This window comes from Flavobacterium psychrotolerans (genome assembly GCF_003097635.1).
GTDB lineage: Bacteria > Bacteroidota > Bacteroidia > Flavobacteriales > Flavobacteriaceae > Flavobacterium > Flavobacterium psychrotolerans.
Map to the genome: position 1 here is coordinate 36,781 of NZ_QCZI01000004.1, position 17,997 is coordinate 54,777.

General features: G+C 32.4%; 12 protein-coding genes and 1 CRISPR repeat array (1 of these 13 only partly in view). Of the genes, 8 read left to right on the top strand and 4 right to left on the bottom strand.

From position 1 onward, the window contains the following. Positions 1–1,708: a CRISPR direct-repeat array (repeat unit 46 nt; unit sequence GTTGGGAATTATAAGCTAAAATACAATTTTGAAAGCAATTCACAAC); it begins 2,588 nt to the left of the window's first position. A 93-nt stretch (positions 1,709–1,801) separates the two neighbouring features. Then, entirely contained in the window at positions 1,802–6,094 is a 4,293-nt protein-coding gene (locus tag DB895_RS04195; RefSeq protein WP_116724114.1) for a hybrid sensor histidine kinase/response regulator, read from the bottom strand. Positions 6,095–6,675: 581 nt separating this feature from the next. Here DB895_RS04195 and DB895_RS04200 point away from each other — a divergent pair. The 5 genes from DB895_RS04200 (at position 6,676) to DB895_RS04220 (ending at position 13,233) form a co-directional block, all read left to right on the top strand. Then, positions 6,676–8,727 carry a DUF349 domain-containing protein gene (locus tag DB895_RS04200; RefSeq protein WP_116724115.1) on the top strand — a complete coding sequence of 684 codons (2,052 nt, stop codon included), beginning with the start codon at positions 6,676–6,678 and terminating at the stop codon, positions 8,725–8,727. A 135-nt stretch (positions 8,728–8,862) separates the two neighbouring features. Further along, complete coding sequence (locus tag DB895_RS04205; protein WP_116724116.1) at positions 8,863–9,210, top strand: hypothetical protein; 348 nt, start codon at positions 8,863–8,865, stop codon at positions 9,208–9,210. Between the two features lie 111 nt (positions 9,211–9,321). Then, complete coding sequence (locus DB895_RS14205) at positions 9,322–9,798, top strand: hypothetical protein (RefSeq protein ID WP_116724117.1); 477 nt, start codon at positions 9,322–9,324, stop codon at positions 9,796–9,798. A 126-nt stretch (positions 9,799–9,924) separates the two neighbouring features. Beyond that, on the top strand, positions 9,925–11,289 hold the full coding sequence (gene hemN / locus DB895_RS04215) for an oxygen-independent coproporphyrinogen III oxidase (protein WP_116724118.1): 1,365 nt from the start codon (positions 9,925–9,927) through the stop codon (positions 11,287–11,289). 183 nt (positions 11,290–11,472) lie between these two features. Continuing rightward, the gene (locus tag DB895_RS04220; RefSeq protein WP_116724119.1) at positions 11,473–13,233 is read left to right on the top strand and encodes a T9SS type A sorting domain-containing protein; all 1,761 of its coding nucleotides are present in this window, start codon (positions 11,473–11,475) and stop codon (positions 13,231–13,233) included. A gap of 366 nt (positions 13,234–13,599) precedes the next feature. On the opposite strand, the gene DB895_RS04225 is transcribed toward DB895_RS04220, so the two are convergent. Further along, positions 13,600–13,863, bottom strand: coding sequence for a hypothetical protein (locus DB895_RS04225; RefSeq protein WP_116724120.1), 264 nt, complete (start codon positions 13,861–13,863; stop codon positions 13,600–13,602). 613 nt (positions 13,864–14,476) lie between these two features. Between DB895_RS04225 and DB895_RS04230 the strand changes: the two genes are divergently transcribed. The 3 genes from DB895_RS04230 (at position 14,477) to DB895_RS04240 (ending at position 16,592) form a co-directional block, all read left to right on the top strand. Beyond that, positions 14,477–15,637 (top strand): hypothetical protein, encoded by a 1,161-nt coding sequence (locus DB895_RS04230; RefSeq protein WP_116724121.1) that lies wholly within the window; start codon positions 14,477–14,479, stop codon positions 15,635–15,637. Positions 15,638–15,903: 266 nt separating this feature from the next. Then, positions 15,904–16,293, top strand: a complete 390-nt coding sequence (locus DB895_RS04235; protein ID WP_116724122.1) for a type II toxin-antitoxin system RelE/ParE family toxin — start codon at positions 15,904–15,906, stop codon at positions 16,291–16,293. Continuing rightward, a complete protein-coding gene (locus tag DB895_RS04240) occupies positions 16,290–16,592 on the top strand; it encodes a helix-turn-helix domain-containing protein (protein WP_116724123.1) in 303 nt (100 codons plus the stop codon). The genes DB895_RS04235 and DB895_RS04240 overlap by 4 nt, the downstream gene beginning before the upstream one ends. Positions 16,593–16,678: 86 nt before the next feature. On the opposite strand, the gene DB895_RS04245 is transcribed toward DB895_RS04240, so the two are convergent. Beyond that, positions 16,679–17,380, bottom strand: coding sequence for a sulfite exporter TauE/SafE family protein (locus DB895_RS04245; protein WP_116724124.1), 702 nt, complete (start codon positions 17,378–17,380; stop codon positions 16,679–16,681). A 62-nt stretch (positions 17,381–17,442) separates the two neighbouring features. Next, a complete protein-coding gene (locus tag DB895_RS04250; RefSeq protein WP_116724125.1) occupies positions 17,443–17,952 on the bottom strand; it encodes a FixH family protein in 510 nt (169 codons plus the stop codon). Positions 17,953–17,997: the final 45 nt, after the last annotated feature.

The window sequence follows — 17,997 nt, forward strand, 5'->3', positions numbered from 1 at the left end:
ATTATAAGCTAAAATACAATTTTGAAAGCAATTCACAACACACACGGCATTCTTTTACACGCTCAATCAGTTGGGAATTATAAGCTAAAATACAATTTTGAAAGCAATTCACAACAAGTGTTCCCATAATTGTTCCTCATTTAGTGTTGGGAATTATAAGCTAAAATACAATTTTGAAAGCAATTCACAACTGAGTGTCTAAATGTTGTAGTATTTCTTGTGTTGGGAATTATAAGCTAAAATACAATTTTGAAAGCAATTCACAACATGGTTTAAGTTTTTCTTCAATCCTTGTAAGTTGGGAATTATAAGCTAAAATACAATTTTGAAAGCAATTCACAACAATTTTGCATCGGAACCAAATGGGTAAAAAGTTGGGAATTATAAGCTAAAATACAATTTTGAAAGCAATTCACAACCAAAAATCCGTATTGAATTATGATAAAATGTTGGGAATTATAAGCTAAAATACAATTTTGAAAGCAATTCACAACTGTCCTCACCCACATAAATACCTACATGGGTTGGGAATTATAAGCTAAAATACAATTTTGAAAGCAATTCACAACGGCCATTCTGACATTAAACAAACAATGATAGTTGGGAATTATAAGCTAAAATACAATTTTGAAAGCAATTCACAACAAGAAATTGATTGTTGCTAATCCTTTAGTTGTTGGGAATTATAAGCTAAAATACAATTTTGAAAGCAATTCACAACTTAAAGATAACTATTTTACTGTTAATCAAAGTTGGGAATTATAAGCTAAAATACAATTTTGAAAGCAATTCACAACCAGGAGCAACAAATGGTTGAAGACCCAAAAGTTGGGAATTATAAGCTAAAATACAATTTTGAAAGCAATTCACAACCTTGCGCCGACATCAATACTAAGTCACCTTGTTGGGAATTATAAGCTAAAATACAATTTTGAAAGCAATTCACAACACAAAATAAAGAGTTTTACCAAAATGGAAAGTTGGGAATTATAAGCTAAAATACAATTTTGAAAGCAATTCACAACAGGCCAGTAGAAGAAACCAATACTAATGAAGTTGGGAATTATAAGCTAAAATACAATTTTGAAAGCAATTCACAACACCCCATTACATACGGCGTTCATTCCGTTTGTTGGGAATTATAAGCTAAAATACAATTTTGAAAGCAATTCACAACTGGTGTTCTTTACGTCGAAACGTGCTATTTGTTGGGAATTATAAGCTAAAATACAATTTTGAAAGCAATTCACAACAGGCACTTTTTTAAGTAAATAAAAAAATGGTTGGGAATTATAAGCTAAAATACAATTTTGAAAGCAATTCACAACCAAAAATCGGTATTAAATTATGATAAAATTGTTGGGAATTATAAGCTAAAATACAATTTTGAAAGCAATTCACAACCAAAAATCAGATTGTATCTTAATCCGCAATGTTGGGAATTATAAGCTAAAATACAATTTTGAAAGCAATTCACAACCTTGTGCCGACATCAATACTAAGTCACCTTGTTGGGAATTATAAGCTAAAATACAATTTTGAAAGCAATTCACAACTCTGCGTACCCAAGGAGCATTTTATTAACGGTTGGGAATTATAAGCTAAAATACAATTTTGAAAGCAATTCACAACCATTTGTTCATGATTAATCCCAAATCCTGAGTTGGGAATTATAAGCTAAAATACAATTTTGAAAGCAATTCACAACTTATCTTTGGTTCAATAAAAAGTAACTGGCATGCGACTTCGACCCAATTGGCACAAGAACCATTTGCCATAAATACTACGCAAAGGCACAATCTTAAAAAAGCATTGCTCCTTTTTTATCAGCAGTTTGCTTGAGCACCTCTATTAATATTTCCAGTTTAATAGGTTTTGATATATATTCATTCATCCCTGCTTCCAAACAGACGACACGGTCTTCGGGGAATGAATTGGCTGTCATGGCAACAATTTGTGGCTGAAAACTCATGGTACTTCTTATTACCTTTGTTGCTTGTAAACCATCCATCTCTGGCATCAGGATATCCATCAGGATCATGTCAAATGATTTAGCTGCCTGCATATCTACCGCTTCTTTTCCGTTATTGGCTACTTGCGGTTCATAACCTAATCGATTCAAAACCCGAATGATCAACATCTGGTTGATTAAATTATCTTCAACAATTAAAATATTAAGCGGATAATTTTTGGCAAAATCTTCGGATAGTTCCGTTTGTTTGCTCTTTCCTCTATGTACCTGCTCCCCGTTAGGTCTAAACTCGTGCTGAATCTGTTCATATAATTGCGCTTGCTTTATGGGTTTGGTGAGTACCGAATGGAACAAATGCGGGTATTTTAATTTGCTTTCATTTCCCACTGTACTCAACAGAATAATGGGTATTTGTGGTTGTTGGGCTTTGATTTCCCTAGCAAGCATCACCCCATCCATTTCGGGCATTTGCATATCAGTAATGATAAGATGGAAGACCTCTCCTTGTTCCAAAATTTCGAGTGCCTGTTTTCCAGATGATGCCGTTGTTGGGTTCAGTTTCCAAGTCTCTAATTGCATTTTTAGGATGCTTAAATTGGTGGCATTATCATCTACCAGCAACACCTTTTTATCCCCATTCCAGTCTATCTTAAAGTCATCATCCTGATGTAAGTGTTTTTTAGTTATTTTACTTTTGATGTAAAAACTAAAAGTAGTACCGACCCCTTCTTTACTGCTAACACTAATCGCTCCCCCCATCAGTTTTACTAAACGTTCGCTGATTACCAAACCCAATCCAGTACCTCCATATTTACGGGTGGTGGAAGAATCAATCTGTGAAAAATCTTTAAATAAGCGGGACAATTTATCTTTAGGGATACCAATACCCGAATCTTTCACTTCGAAATAAATCCGAAAGTCGTCTCCAACGCTTTTTTTCGGGTATATGTTTACAAATACTTCGCCTTTATGGGTAAACTTTATAGAATTACTAATCAAATTCATTAACACCTGCCGCAATCGAAGACTATCTCCTATAATCGTGGCTGGCAGTGATGGATCTATCTGACAAACCAATTCTAAATCCATTTGGGCAGCTTTTATGGCAAATACATCCAGCACATTTTCAACGCATTGGTGAAGGTCAAAATCATGTTGCTCTATTTCCATGCTACCACTTTCGATTTTGGTGAAATCCAAAATGTCATTGATAATTCCTAATAAGGCATCACCGCTCGTTTTGATAACATTGACATAATCTTCCTGCTCATAATTTAAACTGGTACTTGCCAGTAGGGATGCCATGCCTAGTACTCCGTTCATTGGTGTACGAATCTCATGGCTCATGGAAGCCAAAAATGCACTTTTAGCTTGATTGGCCCGTTCGGCATCCAACTTTGCGACTTCTGCTTCTTTACTCTTTTCATTTAGATTTTCATTTAGCATTTGTAAATTCTCAGATTGGGAATATAATACTTTTGATTGTGATTGAAGTTCGTTATTTGCATACTGAAGAGCTTCGGTTTGAACACGTAACTCTTCGGCCTGAACTTCTAATTCTTTCGATTTACGCACTACTTCTTCCGTACGATTTTTTACTTGTTTTTCGAGCTCTTCCTTTTTGGCTTTTATATTGGCCATTCTATATTTGGTTTTTATATTGGCCACTTTAAATTTAAAAAATTCATAAACCGCTCCAAAAATTAATGAAAAAACAATAATTCTAAACCACCAAGTGGCCCAGAAAGGTTTAGTGATTTTTATTTTTAGCGTGGCTCCTTTTTCATTCCAAACTCCATCATTATTAGACGCTTTAACATGAAATATATAATTCCCCGGGTTAAGGTTGGTATATGTGGCTTTCCTTTGATCTTCTAAATAATTCCAATTTTTATCAAAACCCTCTAACATATAAGCAAACTGATTCTTTTCTGGATGGATATAATTAAGAGCTGAAAATTCTATCGTAAATACTGATTCTTTATAGGAAAGAACTATTTCTTTAGTCTCACTGATATCCTTTTTCAATGGTGAATTATTACTTCCCACCACTTGATCCTTATTAAATATTTGAAAATTAGTGAATACTACTTCCGGCACAAGGAGGTTATCTTTTATTTTATCAGGATAAAATGCATTAAGCCCTTTAGCACCGCCAAAAAACATTTCACCATCCACAGCATTATAACACGCATTACGACCAAATTCTTTTCCCTGAATACCATCAGATATCCCATAATTCCTGAATCTTTTACTTTCAGGATTAAACTTTGAAATTCCTTTATTGGTACCGAGCCATAAGTTTCCTTTATCGTCTTCCAAAATACCAGCAATAATATTTCCGGAGAGACCGTCCTTTTCTGTATATACCGTAAATGTATTAGTCATTTTGTCGAATCGATTTAAGCCTCCTCGAGTACCAACCCATACATTTCCCTTTTTATCTGAAAAAATATGATCCACATAATTGTCTGAAAGGCTATTCTTGTTCTTACGGTTATTCCTATATTGGGTAAAGCGCTGGCTGGATGCGTCAAACCTGCAAAGCCCATCTTCTCCACCAAACCACATAGCTCCATCTCCATCTTGACAAATGGAATTAATCACATTTCCTACAAGGGAGTTCTTGTCATAAGGATCATTTACAAAATGTGTGAATTTCTTGGTTTTAATATTATAACAATTTAATCCACGATTTGACAAACCAAGCCAAAGATTCCCATTATTGTCTTTATAGGAATACAGAATTGTTGAACTTGCCAAACTATTGGGATTAATTGTATCTGCAAGGTGATGCGTGAATTTTCCAGTCTTTTTATTGTACAAATCAAAACCCTCATTTAGAAAGGTAATTGCAAGGATATCTCGATTAATTTCTGCTATAGAAAGTATATAATCACTATTAATACTATTCTTATCCCGTTCGCTTTTAAAAACTTTAAACGTTTTTTTCTCCCTATCAAAAAAATTCAATCCTCCCCCATCAGTTCCTATCCAAATTTTCCCCTCACTGTCTCCAGCAATGCACAGAATATTACTACTGCTAAGAGAGTTAGTAGTATTCGGTTTTTCTTTATAGAGGTCTATCTTGTCCCGATATTTAGGTAAGAAGTTTATTCCACCAGCATAGGTTCCAACCCACATATTGCCTGAATGATCTTGATATAAACTATGGATCGAGGTATTATTAAGGCTACGCGGGTCGTTAGGATCATTTGTTAAATTATAGAAATTGTCTTTATCGCTATTATAAATGCTGATACCTCCATTTTCAGAGCCAAACCAGAGCTTACCGTCAGCATCTTCAGCAATGGATATGATCTTATCTAAACATAAGCTTTTGGGGTCGTTAGGATTATGTTTGTATCTCTTAAATGAATCTTCTTTCTTATTGTATATGCATATACCATCCCCATAAGTTCCCATCCAAATATTGCCTGCCTTATCTGCATAAATGACTCTTACGTCATTCCCAGAAATGCTTTTTGAATTTCTAGAATTAGTAAGATAATGAACTATTCTATTTGTTTTATAGGTAAACTTGATAAGTCCATGCTGTGTAGCCAGCCACAAATTTCCTTCTTTATCTTCAATAATTTTTTTTACTTCACAACCTCCAAATCTAACTTTTTTTTCTCTTTCAAAAAATTTACATTTTCCGATTTTCGTATTCAATAAACCAAATCCATTAGAAGTCCCCAACCAAATATTTCCGACCCTATCCTGAAAAATGGTATTAATGATAGACCCTTCTAAATCTAAATTATAATGCGTAAATTTATTTGTATCTCTATTAAATTTATCTAAACCTAATCTGTTGGATATTAATATGTTTCCATATTTATCTTCTGAAATATCAGTAACATAATTATTACTGAGAGTTAAGGGATTATCAGGATCATTTTTAAAAACCTTAAAGTCGTATCCATCATATCTGTTTAAGCCATCCTGTGTACCAAACCACATAAATCCTTTACTATCCTGTAATATTGATTTGATATTACTTTGAGAGAGCCCTTCATCAGTTGATATTTGTTTAAAAAAAAAGTGATTGTTTTGAGCAAGGGCAATATTCGCCCCTATGAAAATCAGAAACAAAAATAATAAGTAATGACATTTCATCTAAATAATTTATTAAATTCATAAATCAAATTATTATAAACCTTTATTCACAATTATAAAATAAATCACAACCTAATTAAATACACATGCCTATCCCTAATATAAAGTTACGGATTATAGACTAAAATTACAATTTTGAAATCAATTGACAACCAACATCTTCCATAATTATTTTTTCAATTGTTGGGAGATATAAGTTAAAACATCTTTTTTAAATAAAAATTATTGAACTCCTTTTATAAATCAAAATGAACGGGAGATAAAGCAATTCATAATAAAGCTAAATATTTTTGCATAAAATATTCGCAAGAAATTATTGTTCATTAGAGTTCGATGAACACTTTACTTTTGAAGAAAAAATTCATTTTTACGCATAATTTTCATACAATTTAGTAGCCCCAAAATTGAAACATCATAACTATCTAAATGTTTAAATTAATTCTCATTACTAAAATAAATTCGCTGCTATTAAAAAATTCCGAGTATTTAATCGCTTTAAATTACGGTTTTTACTTTGAATTTTAACGCACCTTTAGTACCTTTCGCCCTCAAAGAAATAGGAACCTTATACATTTTATAAAATGTTAGAAGAAAAGAATGATAACCTGACTCAACATAATATCGAGGCAGATGGAAATTTAGAAAACTCGACACTCGAAATACAACCCACGAAAATCGAAAAAGCATCAGCTTCAGGTGATCTTCCTCAAGAAATTGCCGACGATACAGCTACAGGAAAAGTCATTGCAAATAATGAAAGTACTCCTATAATTGAGCTCACGCCTGAGGAGTTGGCAAACGATGAATTAGTCTATGAGCATGGCACCAATGATGTTATAAATGCTATTGCCAATGTAAATGCTGCCGAAAGTGAAGACGAAACTGTGCGCCATGAAATACCAATGTTGGATTATGACACGTTGTCTATGGAAGCATTAGTGACTGAATTAGAGCAGCTAGTTGCCACTGAAAAAGTAATGGCTGTTAAAGATCATGTGGAAGAAATCAAGAAAGCATTCCTGACTAAGTACCATCATTTTATTGAAGAAAAAAAGGATGAGTTTCATGCTGAAAATCCAGATTCTACAGAGGATTTTCACTACCATTTCCCTTTAAAAACAAAATTTGACCAATTATATTCTCAATACAGAGATAGAAAAAATACGCATTTCAAAAGTTTACAAACAAATTTAAAATCAAATCTAGAAATACGTTTGGCCATTGTTGAAGAACTGAAAAACCTTATTAATCCGCAAGAAAACATCAAAGACACATTGAAGCAATTCAATGAACTGAGAGAACGTTGGAAAAATGCAGGATCTATTCCAAAAGACAAATACAACCATGTTTGGAATAATTTTCATTTTCACGTGGAGAATTTCTATGATTATTTGCACTTGGACAGAGAAGCCCGTGATATTGATTTTAAACACAATTTAGATCAAAAACAAAAAATAATTGCCCGGGTGGAAGAATTGGTAAACGAAACTGACATTAATAAGGCGTTTAGAGAATTACAGGATTTGCATAAAATCTGGAAAGAAGATATTGGTCCGGTTTCAAGAGAACATCGTGAAGAAATTTGGAACAAGTTCAGCGATTTGACCAAACAAATGCATGACAAAAGAGAGTTACTTTTTGAAAAATTAAGAGGGACGGAACTTGAAAACCTGGATGCCAAAAAAGAAATTATTGCTAAAATAGAAGTTTTAGCACAAGAAAAAGTGAATTCCCATGCCGCTTGGTTGGCTCAGGTCGAAAAAGTGGAAGCTTTGCGAAATGAATTCTTTGCAGCTGGTAAAGTGCCGAGTGATTTGAATGAAGAAACCTGGGCAAGCTTTAAAAATGCCGTAAGGAGTTTTAATGTTCTTAAAAACTCGTTCTATAAAGACATCAAAAAAGACCAAAACGACAATTTGAGCAAAAAGCAAGCCTTAGTAGCTAAAGCTAAGGAATTACAGGAAAGCACTGATTTTGTTGCCACTACTCCAATCATGAAACAAATTCAGGAAGATTGGAAGCAAATTGGTCATGTTCCCAGAAAATTTTCAGACAAATTGTGGGGAGAATTTAGAGGGGCTTGCAACAGTTATTTTGAAAAATTAAAAGAACAAAAAACAGATGAAAACTCAGAGGAGATAGAAGCTTTTGAAAAGAAGAAATCCTATTTGGAAACCTTAAAAAGTTTTGATCTTAGTGGGGAGCACAAGCCAGATCTCGATGCCATAAAACTACACATTGAGACATGGAAAAGTTTCGGAAAAGTACCTTTTCCAAGAAGACATATTGAGGGAAAATTCAATAAAATTTTGGATGCGTTGTTTGAAAAATTGAGTTTGAGTAAAAAAGATACTGAAATGATGCGTTTTTCAAACCGGATGGATCATTTATCTGATAGTAATGATTCTCGAAAATTAGATAACGAAAAGATTTTCTTGATGCGTAAGATTGAAGAAGTTCAAAATGAAATTTTTCAATTGGAAAACAACATTCAGTTTTTCACCAATACCCGAAATGCAAAAAAAGAAAATTCTATTGTACTGGAAGTTCGCAAAAATATAGCCATTCACAAAGAAAGCCTTGAAGTTTGGAAAGAAAAACTAAAACAATTGAGAAATCTAAAACAGGAATAGATTAAAAAAATGATGAAATTTAAAACCTCGTTCTACTTGTAGTTCGAGTTTTTTTTTAAGAAAACGCAATTGAATTTAACTTTCATTTATTAAATATTATTAGTAAACCCTTAATAAAACAATTAATTTTGCCAAATGGTTTATACAAGGAAAATAGTGGGTATTATTGGACTATGGTTGATGCTTTTATTAGCTTTCAATGTAAACCGTGTTGTAGATGTTAAAATTCAACAACTACATTCAAGTTCTCTATATACTGAAGATCAGATTGGTTCATCAGCTTTTATGCAGCCGCAAGCAAATCCTTCAATAATATTAATCAATAAAGTCAACGACTATATTTGTATAAAATGGTTGGGGGAATTTTTGGACAAAATCCAAAATACCAACCAATTAAATCCTTATAAATCGCATGCAAGCCAGGACATCAATCGATGTGAAATGGTTTCATTACTACTCTTTCCCTTTCATATTTTTTGGTAATTTACAGTCTTTTTTTTTTATTTAACAAGATTCATCTTGTTATGTGAATTGATACGTTTTTGTTTCAATTCATAATTTCGTGCTATATAAATAACTTTAAAAAAAATTAAAATGGATACATCCGTAACAATAATCGGCATCATAATTATCATTATCATTGGAATTCCTCTCTATTTTGTGTTCCGATCAAATGTCGTAAACAGAAAAAAAATCAACCAATTATTTGAACAATACAGTCAGAATAATTATTATAATTTTAGTCAACATGAGATTCAAAATAAAAAAATATTGGCTATTGATGAGATAAAAAAAGGATTGCTTTTAATTGATCTAAACGAAACAAATGAGAACGTATTATTTTTAGACTTAAAAAAAGTAACAAACTGTAAGCTACTGTTTACGAAAACAAATACCAATGATACCATAGAAAAAATTGAATTCCAATTTCAATTTAAGGAATCTGACAAAAAAAAATGTTTTGCATTTTATAGAATTGAAAAAGATCAAATCGGGCAAGTTTGTTTATATGAAGACCATCAACTTGCAAAAAAATGGGAAACTATAATTCAAAATTGTATTTCAAGATAATTCAATCATTTGTAATTAAAGCGGTTCATTTGAATCGCTTTTTTTATATAAAATTTCAAGCATGATAATTATCATTTTAATTTTTGCTAAGTCGTATTACTTTTGATTATTGAAAACACTTTTGCGATGAAAAATTTACTGATTCAGAAATATAATGTTCCCGGTCCTAGATATACTAGTTATCCTACAGTACCTTATTGGGATGAAACTAATTTCACCTATCAAAATTGGGTAGATACATTAAAAAAAACCTTTACAGAAAGCAATCATTCCGAAGGCATCAGCTTATATATACACTTGCCTTTTTGCGAAAGTTTGTGTACTTTTTGTGGATGCAACAAACGCATTACCAAAAATCATAATGTAGAACACCCTTATATTGATGCCGTTCTGAAAGAATGGACTTTATATTGTAAAATTCTTGGCGAAAAACCGCTAATAAAGGAAATTCATTTGGGTGGTGGAACCCCTACTTTTTTTTCAGCTAAAAATTTGGAGGATTTAATTAACGGTCTTTTTAGTCATGCCAATAAGGCGAAAGATTACGAATTCAGTTTTGAAGGTCATCCCAACAATACTTCTCGGGAACATTTACAAAAATTGTATGATTTGGGTTTTCGAAGAGTGAGTTTTGGCGTCCAGGATTACTCTGAAAAAGTGCAAAAAGCAATTCACCGCATACAACCTTTTCATAACGTGGCCAAAGTTACCTTTTGGGCTAGAGAAATTGGCTATACTTCTATTGGTCACGACATCATTTTTGGGTTGCCTTTTCAAGAATTAGACGATGTCATAGACACAATTGAAAAAACAAAATCACTACAACCTGACCGACTGGCTTTTTACAGTTATGCGCATGTGCCCTGGATTAAAGGGAACGGACAACGCGGTTTTAGAGATGAAGATGTTCCTAAAGACGAAGAGAAAAGAAAATTGTATGAAGTTGGCAAACTGCTATTATATGAAAATGATTATCTGGAAATTGGAATGGATCATTTTGCACTAAAAACAGACAGTTTATATAAGTCATTCGAAAACGGAAAACTACATCGCAATTTTATGGGATATAGCTCTTCAAAAACACAACTGATGATTGGCTTGGGCGTATCTTCCATTGGGGACAGTTGGTACAGTTTTGCCCAAAACGTGAAGAATCTTGAAGATTATTATCAGATATTAGAATGGGATAAACTGCCTTTTTTAAGAGGCCATTTATTGACTGAAGAAGACCTTGTTATCAGAAAACACATTCTGAATTTAATGTGCCAATTTGAAACTTCTTGGAAGGAAAAATCCAATTATTTTGATGAAATTCCTGACGTCTTGGTTCAATTAAAAGAAATGGAAAACGACGGACTGATAATTATTCAAAACGATGGAATTTTAGTTACTGAAGCCGGAAAACCTTTTGTTCGAAATATTTGCATGGCATTTGATTTGCGATTGAAAAGAAAAGCCCCAGAAACGCAGTTGTTTTCAATGACAATTTAGTTTTTTGATTAAAAGTAAATTTATTAGATACTGTACTTTCCTATTGTTATAATACTATTTTAATAGTGTTGCATTTCTGAATTTAAATTCATAATTTAGTGTGCCTAAAATCTTCATTTTAAGAACTTAACATAAATATGACTTTTGCATTTTGTAGTTAATTTTTATATTAAGTTTAAATAAATGAAAAAAACATTCCTTTTAATCTTATTCATTTTAAAGTCCACTTTAATCTTTGCCGTAAATTATTATGTAGACAAAGTAAAAGGGAATGACGCCAACAATGGCCTTACGTTGTCAACCCCATGGAAAACAATACAAAAAGCAGCTTTAACGGCACAAGCAGGAAGCACCATTTTTATAAAAGCGGGTACATACAATGAAAACATTATTGTAACCAATTCTGGAACCGCAGGAAATCCAATCGTATTTCGGAATTTCAATACGGATTTGGTTTACATTGACGGAACAGGAACCTCCAAAGCTGATGGAACCGCATTGATAAAAGTATACGATGCCAGTTATTTGGAATTTAGAAATTTAATCCTTCAAAATTTACTGTGTCCAAATGCAACAGGCTTTATCGTCCTTAATTCTCCCTCTATTGGAATTACGGATATTAAAGTTGTAAACCTAACCATCCATGACATCAAATGGACTCCATTATCTACTACTCAGCCAACTTCTTCATTGGAGAATGCACACCCGTTTGTAGTTAATGGTTCAGGGACAACGCAAGAAACAGCAATTACAAATATTACAGTGGAGGAATGCAAAATTTATAACAATGTGACCGGTTACAGTGAAAGCTTGACTCATAATGGCAATGTTGACGGTTTTTCAGTAATTAATAATAGTGTTAGGGACAATAGTAACATTGGTATTGATGTGGCTGGAAATTATGGACAATCTGCTGTTCCAAGTTTAGATCATGCCCGAAATGGAATCATAAAAAACAATAAAATATATAACAATATAAACCCCAACTCTTCGTCCGCAGGAATTTATATTGATGGGGGTTGGAATATTACTGTCGAAAAAAATGAAAGTTTCAACAATTCGTTGGGGATTGAAATTGGTTGTGAGAAGAACGGCACAACAGAGAATATTGTCGTTAAAAACAACATTTTTTATAACAATTTAAATTGCGGAATTTACCTTGGAGGATATAATTTAAACACCACGGGTCAAGTTAAAAATGCTACCATTCGCAACAATTCTTTTTTTCAGAATGACACCAACAATGGCGGAAATGGCGAAATTCAAATTACCAAAGCAACAAATTGCAAAATTGAAAACAACATTTTTTATGCAACCAATCAAAAAATTATTTTAAGTTACGCTAAGGGTTTAAATCCAAATCCCAGCAATACGTTTGACTATAACTGTTGGTTTACACCTAACAATGACAGCAACGACCTTAAAATTGTTGTTCCACCTAATACCATTTATACGAATTTCTTCTCCTATGTTTCAGCAACTAAACAAGATGTTCATTCGTTTTACTCCAGTCCGAATATAGCAAACAATATTTTAACATCCCTAAATATGAGTTTGAATTCAAAAAGTCCGTGCATCAATTCCGGAAACAAATCTACAGCTATAAGTCCCAACGAAACTGATTTTTTGGGTTCAAATAGAATCCTTGGCTCTATAGATATAGGCGCAATAGAATCCCAAATTCCTCTAGGAATAGCACCATTTTATAATGAAAATGAAACGCAACTATTTCCAAATCCTGTTTCCGATTTTTTTCATATTGAATCCAAAAAAGGAATTCAGAATATACGCGTTTATAGCGAAATGGGTGTTTTAGTACTAAACATTGACCATCCTTTGACCATTGAAACATTGGACGTTTCCAATTTAAGTTCAGGTGTTTATATTTTAAAAGTAAATTATGAAGATGAAATTTCTTCCAACCATAAAATCATAAAAAATTAAGCAAATCCGGCATGAATCCTAATTTCAGCCGAAAATTGGAATCGGACACGAACGATTGCGAATTGTCAAAGTAATGACAAAACGTGCGTACTAAGCCTGTTTATCAAGTACGTTTATCATCTCGACAAAGGAAACCCAAACGAAGAGCACAGGCGAAGCAATGACAAAATCACACAGAATTATAGCAATACTTTTAATGATTAATGATATAAATAACGAATGTTGGCAATTGAATGTTGAACAACGAACCGGAGAAGTGCCTTACCTATCCTTTCAGGGTCTTAACCAAAATAGCTACTTCGGCTTTGAGAATTGTGTTTTCTAATTCCAGTTCCTTAATTCGGTCGTCTTTAGTAGTATCTGGTTTTACATTGTTGCTGTAATGTTCGGGAAAAGAAGCAGCATATCGGCAAAAAAATTATGTTTCAAGGCGTGGCTTATTTCCCAAAGCACGGTAGTTTGGATGGTATTATTTTTAGTGAAACTAACCAGCGTGCTTGGGGATTTTTTCAGCATTCGCGCCAAAGCACTTTTTCGGATGCGTTTTTCTTTAAAATAGGAAATTAATAGCGCTCCCGTATTTGGAGCTGCATCTGGAATATTCATGGCATTCTCTGGAGTAGTCTTCATTTTTTCATATTTTTAAAAAACAAATATCGTCTATTTTATCTAAAAAGATCATTTTTATGCTGTTTATGTAGTATAAAGCACTACTTTTTCATCATTTTTATGTAGTTTATATAGTATAAAGTACTACTTATTCATCATTTTTATGTAGTTTATGTAGCATAAAGTACTACTTAATCATCATTTTTATGTAGTTTATATAGTATAAAGCACTACTTATTCATTACTTTTATGTAGTTTATATAGTATAAAGTACTACTTATTCATTATTTTTATGTATTTTATGTAGTATAAAGTACTACTTAATATCATTTTATGGTGTTTAAATAGTATCTCGCACAAATTAATCATCCTTTTTTTTTTGGGGGGGGTTATGTAGAATAAGACTACTGAAATTTATAATCACGTTGGCATGAAAAGGGTACTCTAAATAAAAAGTCCTTTTGATTATTTGTAATAAAATATACATACATTAGCAAATGAAAAAAGATGACGCTTGTCAGACCTATCTACCCAAATTAAGGGTGATAAGTCTGATTTTGTCAGACCTATATGAAAGTTAGCCGTCAGTTTACCACAACCACAGAGAAATCGAGAACTAAAAGTCAAAATAAATATGAGTGAAAATATTAACGTTAGTCTTTCAACATTTGACAGAAGTGTAAGTGTAATAAATACATATAACACATACAAGAATAGAAAAATTAGTGAACAAATATTAGTTCAACAAAGAAAAAGCAATGCTCATTTAATTGATATGAAAAATCAGCTAAAAGTTGCAAATGAAACTAATCGCAAAATTTTAGAAAATCAAATTCGTCAAGAAGAATTAAAAGATGAACAAAAATTCTACAAAGCTTTATCTTATAATTCAAATGAAATAATTGAACAATTGGAAAAAATTAATGACCCAATGGTTTTAAATTATTTAATAAATGGATTTTATGAAAAAACTAAAGTCTCATTATTAAAAGCTAATGACACTTTGGAAGAAATAAATGACAAATTGTTTAGCAAACAAATTATTGAAAAACTAAACGAAATAAAAGAAAAAGCAGAAATAAACGCAAGCGTTTATTCTGCTAATGTTTTAAATACTATTGACAATTTACTACTTGATTTAAAACAAAAAGAAAACGAAATATCTAACATAAAAAAAGCTGATATTAAACAAGCTAAAATTAGAGACAAATGGAAGACAAATCCTTTTAGAATTCTTGGAATTGCAATTTTTAGTTTTTTATCTTTAATTATGTTTATTAGTATTTTCTTGCCTAACCCTACAGAAAATGCTTTTGTAATGGAGATAGTTGTATTCTTTATTTTTGCAACTCCCCTTTTCTTCTTAATCAAAAAGGAAAGAAAATGGAGAAAGGAATTTTCAGAATACAAAATATTGCAAAATCAAAAAAGAGAAACTGAAAAAAATAAAGTAATAGAAGCTGAACAAGAATATCAACGAGAAATACAGAAATATCAAGAAATGTTAATGCAACATCCTGCATTTATTGCGATGCAAGAAATCAATTTAAAACATCCAACATTTGAAACAACTACAACTAAAATTTCAGAAATTGAAAAATCATTTTTAACCAAATGGGGTATTTCTTTTGAAAATAGAAATGATGGAGAAGTAAGTGAAAAAGTTCTGAATTATATACGAAAAGGCGAAAAGTTAAACGCAATGAAAGCATATAAAGATGAAAATAATGTTTCGTTAAATGTTGCTCGAAATTATATTGATAAAATATCGAAAGATTATAAATACAAACTATAAAAAACCGAACGGCTAATCGAGTAGACGGGTCCGCCAGAGACTGACGGACTGCGCCTCTCATACCATCCCGCCCATAGCGGGACGGTTCGCAAAGTGTTGGGTTGAGTTCCTTGTAAATTCTTAATTAACAAAAAATAGTTCGTTTAGAGGTTTTTAGACGAACTGACTTTATGGGCTATGGCATTGCATCACATTAAAAATCAACCTTTAATAAAAAAGCAAAAATAAAAGTTGTACTTTTGTACAACATTTGTAATTATAAAGATGTGGAAGAAAAAATAAAAACTAGAACAATCACATTTTACAAAGATTACTTTGAAGAATTCTTTGTGAAGCAAAGGGAAAAAGTAAGAGCCAAAATAATTTGGACTTTTGACTTGATAGAAGAAGTTGATAAAGTACCTGAATCATTTCTTAAACATATTGAAAACACGGACGGGCTTTATGAAATTAGAATTCAACAATCGAGCGATATTTTTAGAATATTTTGCTTTTTTGATAAAGGAAAAATTGTGGTATTAGCAAATGGTTTTCAAAAAAAAACGCAAAAGACCCCGAAAAAAGAAATTGAAAAGGCACTTAAAATAATGGAGGAATATAAAAATGAACTTAGCGAAGCAATATCAAGAATACCAAAAAAGAAAGAAATAAAATGAGTAAAAATAACAACATAAAAACGCTATCAGAGTTTAAGGATAAACACTATGGCAAACTAGGAACCGCAGAACGTGACCAATTAGATGCGGGTTATGAACAGTTTAAACTTGGTGTTTTAATACACGAAGCACGACTTGAAAAAGGAATGACACAAGAACAACTTGCTATTAAATGCGGTACTACTAAGTCCTATATTTCAAGAATTGAAAACAATGTAAAAGAGGTGCGTTTATCAACATTGCAAAAAATTGTTGAACTGGGATTGGGTGGACATTTGGAACTTTCAATAAAACTTTAAAAAGCCACTGCCCATACTATAGTAGAAGGTTGCTCCAAAAACTATACGAAGTCGGGACTTCGCGAAGTAAATCTTTATTTAAAAACTCAATGGCAATTGGGTTGCTCTTGTACAAACAAACTCATGTTGGAGGGGGAAACATAAGGAATCCCCAATCCTAAGCCCCTTAAAATAAATAATATTCCAATACCTATTGCCACATAGGGAATCGCTTTTTGAATTTTATTCCGAAAAGAAATGGATAAAAAGGAGTTGAGATACACCACACTACTCATCATAGGAACCGTACCCAGCCCAAACAAAATCATGTATAAAATCCCAAAAGTAGCGCTTTGCATGGCGATGGCTCCAAACAGTGCCACATAGACCATTCCGCAAGGCAAAAAACCGTTTAGCAAACCAATGGTGAATAGGGATTTGTAACTTTTATTTTTGAATTGGCTGCCTAAGGCCATTTTTATTTTTGAAATCAATTTAAAAACAGGCTTGGAAAAATTGTATTTCGCAAAAATTTTCTCTGGAATCAAAATTACCGCAATCATGGCAATCCCAATAAATATAGACAATTGCTGCTGAATTCCAGCCATAAAAAATCCCTTGCCCAGTAATCCAAAAACGAGCCCTATAGTAGCATAGGCAGACAATCGTCCCAAATGATAGGTTAATACTTGAATGGTTTTCTTTATTGGATTATCTCTGTCAACAGGCAACATCATGGCTATAGGACCGCACATACCAATGCAATGCAAGCTACTGATTAAGCCAAAGATGAAGGCAGAATATAACATTTGGATTGCGGGTTTTGAGTTATGGGATTTGGGTTTAAAACAAAAGCTATCCTCTTTTATTTTTATTTTATATAAATCACTTCCTTGGTCAAGTAGGATTTCCCTTCATATTGCCATTCCATATTAATGTCCCATCGACCGCCTACCAAACTTATTTTAGGTATGAGCAAAGTTGGACTAGATAACGAAATCGGAACCTCGAAATCTAATTTTTTGTTAGACGGTCTGTAAAGGGACACTTTTCCTTTAATATTTTTTGGGGAAAATACATCTGGAAAACTAATGGTAATTCCTTCAGAAGTTACTGCAATTACTGGCTTTTGTGCTAAATCATGGGCATTTTGAATTCTAGTCATTTCATCACCAAAATGAATGTCGTGTTTGTAATACTCTTCAACTACCAATTCGTTATCATATTTTGAATTGGTTTGTACTCTTATAATAAAATATAAAATAAAAGTAATAAAAAGCGCAAATGCTATGACTATAGATGTTCCCCAGTTGATCCCCCTAGCCCCCGAAGGGGGAACTGCTGTTGGAGTATTTAAATCTTTTAAATTATTATTTTCCATTTTTTTACAAATTAAAATTCTATTCTCATTGAGTTCCCCATTCGG